6 protein-coding genes are annotated in these 10,112 nt (G+C 69.7%); 2 read left to right on the top strand and 4 right to left on the bottom strand.

What is annotated here, in order from left to right:
• Both FV218_RS20630 and FV218_RS20635 read left to right on the top strand, forming a co-directional pair.
• A partial coding sequence (locus FV218_RS20630; protein WP_147711365.1) for a lytic murein transglycosylase occupies positions 1 to 1,136 on the top strand: 1,136 nt, incomplete at its 5' end.
• A 106-nt stretch (positions 1,137 to 1,242) separates the two neighbouring features.
• Positions 1,243 to 2,607: an SGNH family hydrolase gene (locus FV218_RS20635; protein ID WP_246685212.1), complete on the top strand. Its 1,365-nt coding sequence runs from the start codon at positions 1,243 to 1,245 to the stop codon at positions 2,605 to 2,607.
• Positions 2,608 to 2,652: 45 nt separating this feature from the next.
• Here FV218_RS20635 and FV218_RS20640 read toward each other — a convergent pair whose 3' ends face one another.
• The 4 genes from FV218_RS20640 to gltB all read right to left on the bottom strand — a co-directional run bounded on the left by FV218_RS20640 (position 2,653) and on the right by gltB (position 9,603).
• Entirely contained in the window at positions 2,653 to 4,083 is a 1,431-nt protein-coding gene (locus tag FV218_RS20640) for a glutamate synthase subunit beta (RefSeq protein ID WP_056086776.1), read from the bottom strand.
• Positions 4,084 to 4,378: 295 nt separating this feature from the next.
• Positions 4,379 to 4,669 carry a BrnA antitoxin family protein gene (locus FV218_RS20645; RefSeq protein ID WP_147711367.1) on the bottom strand — a complete coding sequence of 97 codons (291 nt, stop codon included), beginning with the start codon at positions 4,667 to 4,669 and terminating at the stop codon, positions 4,379 to 4,381.
• Positions 4,629 to 4,901, bottom strand: coding sequence for a BrnT family toxin (locus FV218_RS20650; protein WP_147711368.1), 273 nt, complete (start codon positions 4,899 to 4,901; stop codon positions 4,629 to 4,631). The genes FV218_RS20645 and FV218_RS20650 overlap by 41 nt, the downstream gene beginning before the upstream one ends.
• A gap of 34 nt (positions 4,902 to 4,935) precedes the next feature.
• The gene (gene gltB, locus FV218_RS20655; protein WP_246685213.1) at positions 4,936 to 9,603 is read right to left on the bottom strand and encodes a glutamate synthase large subunit; all 4,668 of its coding nucleotides are present in this window, start codon (positions 9,601 to 9,603) and stop codon (positions 4,936 to 4,938) included.
• Between the last annotated feature and the right edge of the window lie 509 nt (positions 9,604 to 10,112).

Here is a 10,112-nt window from a genome sequence, read left to right on the forward strand (position 1 = left end):
CCCCCGGACCGAAGGCCCCCGCCGCGGGCCTGCGTCCCTTCATCGATGCGCTGCGCCCCGATGCGCTGTCCCGGGGCGTCTCCGACGCAACCTTCGCGGCGGCCTTCACCGGTGTGACCACGGCCGATCCCGATGTCCTGGCGCGCACGAAGCGCCAGGGCGAGTTCGCCCGGCCGGTCTGGGAGTATCTCGTCGGCGCGGTCTCCCCCGGCCGCATCGCCCGGGGACAGGCGCAGGCGGCACGCCTCGCCACGACCCTCGCGGCCATCGAGGCGCGCTTCGGCGTGCCGCGCTGGATCGTCCTGGCGTTCTGGGGGGTCGAATCCGATTTCGGCGTCAGCGCCGGCACGGTGCCGACGATCCGGGCCCTCGCGACCCTGGCGCAGGCCGGTTTTCGCGGGTCCCTGTTCCGGGACGAACTCCTGGCGGCCCTGACGATCCTGGAACGCGGCGACATCGCACCATCCGGCATGAAGGGCTCATGGGCCGGGGCGATGGGACAGGTGCAGTTCCTGCCCTCGAGCTTCCTCGCCCATGCCGTCGATTTCGACGGGGACGGCCACCGCGACATCTGGGGGTCGCAGGCCGACGCCCTCGCCTCCATCGCGAGCTACCTCAAGACACTCGGGTGGAACCCCGCTTTGTCCTGGGGCTATGCCGTGACCCTGCCCCCGGACTTCGACCTGACCGCGTACCGGGCCGACCTGTCGGACTTCGCCCGCCGGGGCGTGCGGCGGACGGACGGGGCGCCCCTGCCCGCTTCGGGCAACGCGAGCCTGTTCCTGCCCGGGGGCCTCGGCGGGCCGGCCTTCCTCATCACCGACAATTTCGAGGTGGTCCGCGCCTACAACACGTCCGATTCCTACGCCCTCGCCGTCGGCCACCTCGCCGACCGCCTCGCCGGTGGACCGCCCCCGGCCGCCCCCTGGCCGAGCGCCGCCGAACGCCTCGACAAAACCGGCCTCCAGGCCCTGCAGACGGGTCTCGCCGGCCGCAGGCTCTATACCGGCGAGGCCGATGGCCGGGCCGGACCGAAGCTGCGGGAGGCTGTGCGCCGCTACCAGATCGAGCAGGGCCTGCCGGCGGACGGCTACGCGACCCCGGCCCTCCTGGCGCATCTCAAGGGACGGTCGTGAGGCGACGAGCGGCGGCCCTTAGACCCGCGCCCCGGCATGGACTAGGATGCGGACAGTCCGGCCCGTCCGGCCCTCGAACAAGGCTCTCCATGCGAGGCTCCCCATGATGGTGCCGACACCGCGCGCGGCCTGGTCCGTCCTCGCCGGCCTCGTCCTCGTCCTCGGCGCGGCGCCCCCCGCCGCGGCGCAGTGGGGTGATTCCTACGACGCCCCGCGGGGGGGATACGACGCCCCCCGGCGCCGGCCCCGGGAGTACTATGGCGACGACGGCAATGCCGGCGCCCGCCAGGCCGCCCGGCGCTACGCGCCCGCGCCGCAGGAGGCACCCCGTCAGTTCTACTGGCCGTGGGAGGACCGGCCGCAGCAGGCCCAGCCGGCGCCGACGCCGACCCTGCGGCCGACGCCCCGGCCGCGCACGCCGGCCTATGCCGACGATCCCCGCGCGGTCCGGCGCAAGCCGCGCCCGGCCCCCGTCGTCGCCCAGCCGAAACCCGTGGTTCCGAAGGCCGAGCCCACCACCCGAATCGCCGTCTTCGGCGATTCCCTGGCCGCCTCGCTCGGCGCCGGCCTCGGCGACGTGTTCGAGGAGAACACCACCGTCGGGGTGATCGACCGCTCGCGCGCCGACAGCGGCCTCGTGCGCAGGGACCTGGTCGATTGGCCCAAGGCCGCCGAGGACTACCTCAAGACCACCCCGAAGGTGGCCTACGCCCTGGTGATGGTCGGTGCCAACGACCGCCAGCCGATCCGGGACGGCGATCAGACCGTCGAGCCCCTGAGCGAGCGCTGGCGCCAGCTCTACGGCGAGCGCGTCGAGGCCCTGGTGAAGGTCTTCGTGGATCAGAAGATCCCCCTGGTCTGGGTCGGCGTGCCGCCCATGCGCAGCGAGTCCCTCACCAAGGATCTCGCCGAGATCAACGACATCGCCCGCGAGCGCGTCGCAAAGGCGGGCCAGACCTACGTCGATATCTGGCCGGGCTTCGTCGACGACCGCAACCGCTACGCCGCGACGGGGCCGGACCTCGACGGCCAGGAGGCGAAGCTCAGGGCCGGCGACGGCGTGCACTTCACCAAGGCCGGCGCGCGCAAGCTCGCGCATTTCGCCGATGTCGAGCTGAAGCGGATGATGGGGACGGGTTCGACGGCGGTGCCCCCGGCGGCGCCCGTGGCCACCGCCCCCGTGGACGGCGAGGCGCCGCGCCTCGACGACGCCGCCGCCATCGACCGCCAGATCACCGCCATGCTGCCGAGCCTGCCCGAGCCGCCCGGCATCCCGGCCCTGCCGGTCAAGCCGGCGGCCGGACCGGTGGTGCCCCTGGGGCGGGCCGAGATCGCCCCCGGCGGCGCGCTCATGAGCGGACGCCCCCGCGACGCCGATCCCTCGGGCAACGTCGAGCGGGCGCTTCTCAGGGGCGCCGCGCCCGTCACCCAGCCCGGCCGGGCCGACGATTTCCGCTGGCCGCCGGGCTGACCCCGGCGGCATCGATCACGGGGGTCCGGCGGACGCCCGTGATCGCTACCGCGGTAGGACGCTCGCGCCCATGAGCGCCTCGTCGATGGAACGGGCCGCCTGCCGGCCCTCGCGGATCGCCCAGACCACGAGGGACTGGCCCCGGCGCATGTCGCCGGCGACGTAGATCTTCTCGTTCGAGGTCCGGTAATCGACGGTGTTGGCGGTGACGTTGCCGCGCTTGTCCATGGTCACGCCGGATTCCTCCAGCAGGCCCTTGCGGACGGAGCCGGCGAAGCCGATGGCTAGGAAGACGAGGTCGGCCGGCAGCACGAACTCGCCGCCGGGGACGGGCTGGCGCTTCTCGTCGACGCGGGTGCAGACCACGCCCGTGAGCTTGCCCTTCTTGCCTTCGAGACGCAGGGTCGCCGCCTGGAACTCGCGCTCGGCGCCCTCGGCCTGGCTCGACGAGGTCCGCATCTTCGTCGGCCAGTACGGCCAGACCGAGAGCTTGTCCTCGCGCTCCGGCGGACGCGGGCGGATGTCGAGCTGGGTCACCGACAGGGCGCCCTGGCGGAACGAGGTGCCGACGCAGTCGGACGCCGTGTCGCCGCCGCCGATGACGACGACGTTCTTGGCCGTGGCGAGGATCGGCAGCTCGCCGTTGCCCGGCATCGGCTCGGCGCCGACCCGGCGGTTCGACTGGACCAGGAACGGCATGGCGTAGTGCACGCCGACGAGGTCCTGCCCCGGCAGCTGCGGGTTGCGCGGGTCCTCGGCACCGCCGGAAAACAGCACGGCGTCGTGCTCGGCGGTGAGTTCGTCCAGGGACTTCGTCACCCCGACATTGACGCCGTAGTGGAAGCGGACGCCCTCGGCCTCCATCTGCTTCACGCGCCGGTCGATGTGGCGCTTCTCCATCTTGAAGTCGGGGATGCCGTAGCGCAGCAGGCCGCCGGCCTTGGGCTCGCGCTCGAAGACGTGGACCTCGTGGCCGACGCGGGCGAGCTGCTGCGCCGCCGCCATGCCGGCCGGACCGGAGCCGATGACCGCCACCTTCTTGCCGGTGCGGTGCGACGCCGGCTCGGGCTTCACCCAGCCGTTGTTCCAGGCCCGATCCGCGATGGCCTGCTCGATGGTCTTGATGGCCACCGGCTGGTTCTCGAGGTTCAGCGTGCACGCCTCCTCGCACGGCGCGGGGCAGATCCGGCCGGTGAACTCGGGAAAATTGTTGGTGGAGTGCAGGTTGCGCGCCGCCTCCTCCCAGTCCGACTGGAACACGAGCTCGTTCCAGTCGGGGATCTGGTTGTGGACCGGGCAGCCGGTGTCGCCGTGGCAGAACGGGATGCCGCAATCCATGCAGCGCGCCGCCTGCTTCTTCAGGTCATGCTCGTCCAGCGGCAGCGTGAACTCGCGGAAATGCCGCACGCGGTCGGCCGCGAGCTGATACTTCTGCTCCTGCCGGTCGAATTCGAGAAAACCCGTGACCTTGCCCATGACCTTATGCCCCACTCACCCCAAGCGCTCCGCACGAAGCGGAGACCGATTCTTTTCCCGCGAGCGCGCTCGCTATGGTCTCGCCCGGTCTGGCTCCTGCCAGACGTAGGGCTCCGGCAACGAGTCCTCGATCACGGGCCACGTCTCATCAAGCGCTCCAAGGCTCGATAGGACGGCGAGGAGCGTCGCGGGTGCGGCAGGCCGACAAGGACGCTCGATCACGATCGTCATGCCTTCGCGCAACACCGGATCGCAACATTCCATCCGTTCGCGTGTCCTTGCGTCGCCACCTTCGTCAAATCCGCTCAGGATGTTCCGCCATCCATTCCTTCAATGCGGATTCGATCCTGATCTGCCAGTCGGCACCGCCCGCCCGAAACGGTTCGGTGATCTCCCGAGGGAGAATAACTTCCTCGGTCACCCCAAGCTGTTTGCCCCGTCGAACGAGGCGTTCTCCGATATGATGGTCTGCCTGTTCGAACCACTCACCGTCGAGTTCCGGCGCATCGTCCTGGTCCCACCCGATGTCGTCGGGTGCCAGCGGCTCATGGGAGTGAGCCACCGTAGCGCGCTTGCTCTCGCTCATTGGCTTCCCTCAAGCTGATGATACGCCGTGTCCCGTGCCGTTCCGTCCAGACCACGACGACCATTCGATCATCGAGGCATCCTACCGTGATGTAGCGCCGTTCCCCATACGGCGTCCTATCGTCAACTTTGGTGGCATGCGGTCCGAGGAAAACCTCGCCGCACCGGGCAAAATCGAGACCGCGTTCTGCCAGCGTCCGGTCGCGCTTTCCCGGATCAAACGTGATCCGCATCCGGGAAAGCGCGCGCTGGCAAAGGCGGAAACGCCTACTCCGCCGCCACCGGCATCCGCGCCATCTCCATCTCGCGCAGGGCGCGACGGTACTCCACCGGCATGACCTTGACGAACTTGGTGCGGTAGCCGGCCCAGTCCTCCAGGATCGCCTTGGCACGCGGGGAGCCCGTGTACTTCAGGTGATTGGTGATGAGCTGGGACAGGCGCTCCTCGTCGTGGCCCGACATGTCGGCGAGGATGTCGACGCGGCCCTTGGTCTCGAGGTCGCCGTCCTGGTGGAAGCGGCGCATGAGGTCGTCCTCCTCCTCGACGGGTTCGAGATCGACCATGGAGAGGTTGCAGCGGGCGGCGAACGAGCCGTCGGCGTCGAGGACGTAGGCGATGCCGCCGGACATGCCGGCCGCGAAGTTGCGCCCGGTCTCGCCGATGGAGACGACGACGCCGCCGGTCATGTACTCGCAGCCATGGTCGCCCATGCCCTCGACCACCGCGATGGCGCCGGAGTTGCGGACGGCGAAGCGCTCGCCGGCCGAGCCGCGGATGTAGCACTCGCCCGCGATGGCGCCGTACAGGACGGTGTTGCCGGCCATGATGGTGTGCGACGGCGGCGCCCGGAGGGCGTCGGACGGGCGGATGATGAGCTTGCCGCCCGACAGGCCCTTGCCGACGTAGTCGTTGGCGTGGCCCGTCAGGGTCACGGTGACGCCCGCCGCGAGCCAGGCGCCGAAGCTCTGGCCGGCGGTGCCCGACAGGTTCACCCGGATGGTGTCGTCGGGCAGACCCTCGTGGCCGTAGAGCTTGGCCACGGCGCCCGACAGCATGGCGCCGGCGGTGCGGTCGGAGTTCTTGATGACCTCGTCGACCACCACGGCCTCGCCGCCCTCCAGCGCCGCCCGGGCGCCGGCGATGAGGCGCCGGTCGAGCACGTCGTCGATGGGGTGCTTCTGCTTCTCCGTGTGCCGGATCGCCACGTGCGCCGGCACGTCGGGGCGGTGGAACAGCTTGGAGAAGTCGAGCCCCTTGGCCTTCCAGTGCGCGATCACCTCCAGGGTGTCGAGGAAGTCGGCCCGGCCGATGAGGTCCTCGAGCTTGGTGTAGCCCATGGCCGCCATCAGTTCGCGCAGCTCCTCGGCCACGAAGAAGAAGTAGTTGACGACGTGCTCGGGCGTGCCCTTGAAGCGCTTGCGCAGCACGGGGTCCTGCGTCGCCACGCCCACCGGACAGGTGTTGAGGTGGCACTTGCGCATCATGATGCAGCCGGCGGCGATGAGCGGCGCCGTGGAGAAGCCGAACTGGTCGGCCCCGAGCAGAGCCGCCACGAGGACGTCGCGGCCCGTGCGGATGCCGCCATCGGCCTGGAGCACGACGCGGCCGCGCAGGTGGCTGAGCACCAGGGTCTGCTGGGTCTCGGCGAGCCCGGTCTCCCACGGACCGCCCGCGTGCTTGATGGAGGTGAGCGGCGCCGCGCCGGTGCCGCCGTCGAAGCCCGAGATGGTGATGTGGTCGGCCCGCGCCTTGGCCACGCCCGTCGCCACGGTGCCGACGCCGACTTCGGAAACGAGCTTGACCGAGACGTCGGCCGCCGGGTTCACGTTCTTGAGGTCGAAGATGAGCTGGGCCAGATCCTCGATGGAGTAGATGTCGTGGTGCGGCGGCGGCGAGATCAGGCCGACGCCGGGCGTGGCGTAGCGGACCTTGGCGATCTTGGCGTCGACCTTGTGGCCGGGCAGCTGGCCGCCCTCGCCGGGCTTGGCGCCCTGCGAGACCTTGATCTGCATCATGTCGGCGTTGACGAGGTATTCCGTCGTCACGCCGAAGCGGCCCGACGCCACCTGCTTGATGGCCGAGCGGCGCGAACGCCCGTCGGCCATGGGCTTGAAGCGCTCGACTTCCTCGCCGCCCTCGCCCGAATTCGAGCGGCCGCCGAACGAGTTGACGGCGATGGCCAGGGTCTCGTGCGCCTCCTTCGAGATGGAGCCGTACGACATGGCGCCCGTGGCGAAGCGCTTGACGATGTCGACGGCCGGCTCGACGGCGTCGATGGCGACGGGCGCGCGGCCGAGTTCGGCCGCCTGCTTGATCCGGAACAGGCCGCGGATGGTCTTGAGGTGGCTCTCCTGCTCGTTCACGAGACGGGCGTATTCACGGTAGCGCTCGGGCAGGCCGAGCCGCACGGCGTGCTGGAGCGTCGCCACGGAATCCGGCGTCCAGGTGTGGCTCTCACCGCGCAGGCGGTAGGCGTACTCGCCGCCGACGTCGAGGGCCGTGCGGTAGACCGGCGCGTCGCCGAACGCATCCGTGTGCCGGCGCGCCGTCTCCTCGGCGACCTCGGCCATGCCGATGCCCTCGATGGTGGTGGCGGTGCCGAAGAAGTCCCGCGCGACGAAGGCCGAGTTCAGCCCGATGGCGTCGAAGATCTGCGCGCCGCAATAGGACTGGTAGGTCGAGATGCCCATCTTGGACATGACCTTGAGCAGGCCCTTATCGATGGACTTGATGTAGCGGTAGACGATCTCGTCGGGGGTCAGGTCCGGCGGGAACTCGTCCTTCATCGCGATCAGCGTCTCGAAGGCGAGGTAGGGGTTGATGGCCTCGGCGCCGTAGCCGGCCAGACACGCGAAGTGATGGACCTCGCGCGGCTCGCCCGATTCGACCACGAGACCCACGGAGGTGCGAAGCCCCTTGCGGATGAGGTAGTTGTGGACGGCGGCCGTGGCGAGCAGGGCCGGGATCGCGATGCGATCCGGACCGACGCCGCGATCCGACAGGATGATGATGTTGTAGCCGCCGCGCACGGCGACCTCGGCCCGGTCGCACAGGCGGTCGACGGCGCCCTCCATGGCGGCCGCCCCGGTCTCGGCCGGGAAGGTCATGTCGAGGGTCTTGGTGTCGAAGCGGTCCTCGAAGTGGGAGATCGAGCGGATCTTCTCGAGGTCGCCGTTGGTGAGGATCGGCTGGCGAACCTCGAGGCGCTTCTTGCGGGAAGCCCCCTCCATGTCGAGCAGGTTCGGGCGCGGGCCGATGAACGAGACGAGGCTCATGACGGCCTCCTCGCGGATCGGATCGATGGGCGGGTTGGTGACCTGCGCGAAGTTCTGCTTGAAGTAGGAGTAGAGCGACTTCGGCTTGTCCGAGAGGGCCGAGAGCGGGGTGTCGGTGCCCATGGAGCCCACCGCCTCCTGGCCGGTCACGGCCATGGGCGCCATGAGCAGCTTGAGGTCTTCCTGGCTGTAGCCGAAGGCCTGCTGGCGATCGAGGAGCGACACGTCCGAGCGCGAGGCGCGCGGGATGACGGGCTTCAGGTCCTCCAGCACGATCTGGGTGTTCTTGACCCATTCGGCGTAGGGGTGCGCGGCCGCGAGCTCGCTCTTGATCTCCTCGTCGGAGACGATGCGGCCCTTCTCCAGGTCGATGAGCAGCATCCGGCCCGGCTGCAGGCGCCAGGACTCGACGATCTTCTCGTCGGGGATCGGCAGCACGCCCATCTCGGAGGCGAGCACCACGAGGCCGTCGTCGGTGACGAGGTAGCGCGCGGGACGCAGGCCGTTGCGGTCGAGGGTCGCGCCGATCTGGCGGCCGTCGGTGAAGCACACGGCCGCCGGGCCGTCCCACGGCTCCATCAGGGCGGCGTGGTACTCGTAGAACGCCTTGCGCTCCTCGTTCATGAGCGGATTGCCCGCCCAGGCCTCGGGGATGAGCATCATCATGGCGTGGGCGAGCGAGTAGCCGCCCTGCACGAGGAATTCGAGGGCGTTGTCGAAGCAGGCGGTGTCGGACTGACCCTCGTAGGAGATCGGCCACAGCTTCGAGATGTCGTTGCCGAACAGCTCGGAATCGACGCTGGCCTGGCGCGCGGCCATCCAGTTGACGTTGCCCCGCAGGGTGTTGATCTCGCCGTTATGCGCGACCATCCGGTAGGGGTGCGACAGGCGCCAGGTCGGGAAGGTGTTGGTGGCGAAGCGCTGGTGCACGAGGGCGAGGCCCGAGACGTAACGCTCGTCCAGCAGGTCGCGATAGTAGTCGCCGAGCTGGGTGACCAGCACCATGCCCTTGTAGACGATGGTCCGGGTGGAGAGCGAGACGGGATAGTAGATGTCCGCGCGCGGGTCCTTGAGGCCGTAGACCTTGTTGGAGATCACCTTGCGCACGGTGAAGAGGCGGCGCTCGAAGGCGTCCTCGTCGGCGATGGAGGCCGGGCGGCCGATGAACAGCTGGCGGTGGTGGGGCTCGGTCTCCTTGACCATCACGCCCAGATCGCTCGGGTCCACGGGCACGTCGCGCCAGCCGAGCAGCGGCAGGCCCTCGTCGACCAGGGCCTTCTCGACGATCTCCTCGATGAGCCGGCGGGCCTCCGCGTCCTTCGGCATGAAGAACTGGCCGATGCCGTAATGGCCCGGCTCCGGCAGGGTGATGCCGAGTCCCTCGCACTCCGCCTGGAAGAAGGCGTGCGGGATCTGGGTGAGGATGCCGCAGCCGTCTCCCATCTTCGGATCGGCCCCGACGGCGCCGCGATGGTCGAGGTTCTTCAGGATCTGCAAGCCCTGCGCGACGATGGCGTGGGTCCGGCGATCGTGCATGTCGGCGACGAAGCCGACGCCGCAGGCGTCGCCCTCGCGGGCCGGATCGTACAGCCCCTGCGCCTTCGGCAGGGCGTGATCGCGCACGATCAGCGGCGCATCGCCGTCACGGGTGGCGGGAATCGACGCCTGAAGCGCCCCGAACTCAGCAGATGCGACCACGCTCACCATCCCTCGCCTCCGACGTGCTCGCTCGCGAGCATGTTTCGTGCCCGAGCGCCCAGCGGCCCTCGGGTGCATCTCTCGACAGCGTCGGCTCTCGGCGGGTTTTGTCGTCAGCGGGACTTCGGTGAGGAAGCGCCCGCGACCCGCGGGCGCGACGCCGGCCTGGTCTCAAGCCGTGCGGGCCCGAATCGCCACGGTGGCGATCGTCTTGGAATCTCGTTTGTTCGCCGGAAACGTCACCCGCGGAGATCCTCGGCCAACCGGACAGGCACCCTGCCGGAAATGGGACAGTCTTACTGTCCTAACGATGGAAAATGACAGATTTTAAACGCTCCAGCAAGAGCCGTTCCGCGTCAGCGGCCGCCTTTCGCGCGCGCAGGAACGCCTGCGGGCGCGCATCGTTGCCGCAGGGCCATCGAAGTGCCGAAACGGTTCGACAGAGTCCCGCCCCGAAGACCTCGCAATCC

The organism is Methylobacterium sp. WL69, assembly GCF_008039485.1.
Lineage (GTDB): Bacteria > Pseudomonadota > Alphaproteobacteria > Rhizobiales > Beijerinckiaceae > Methylobacterium.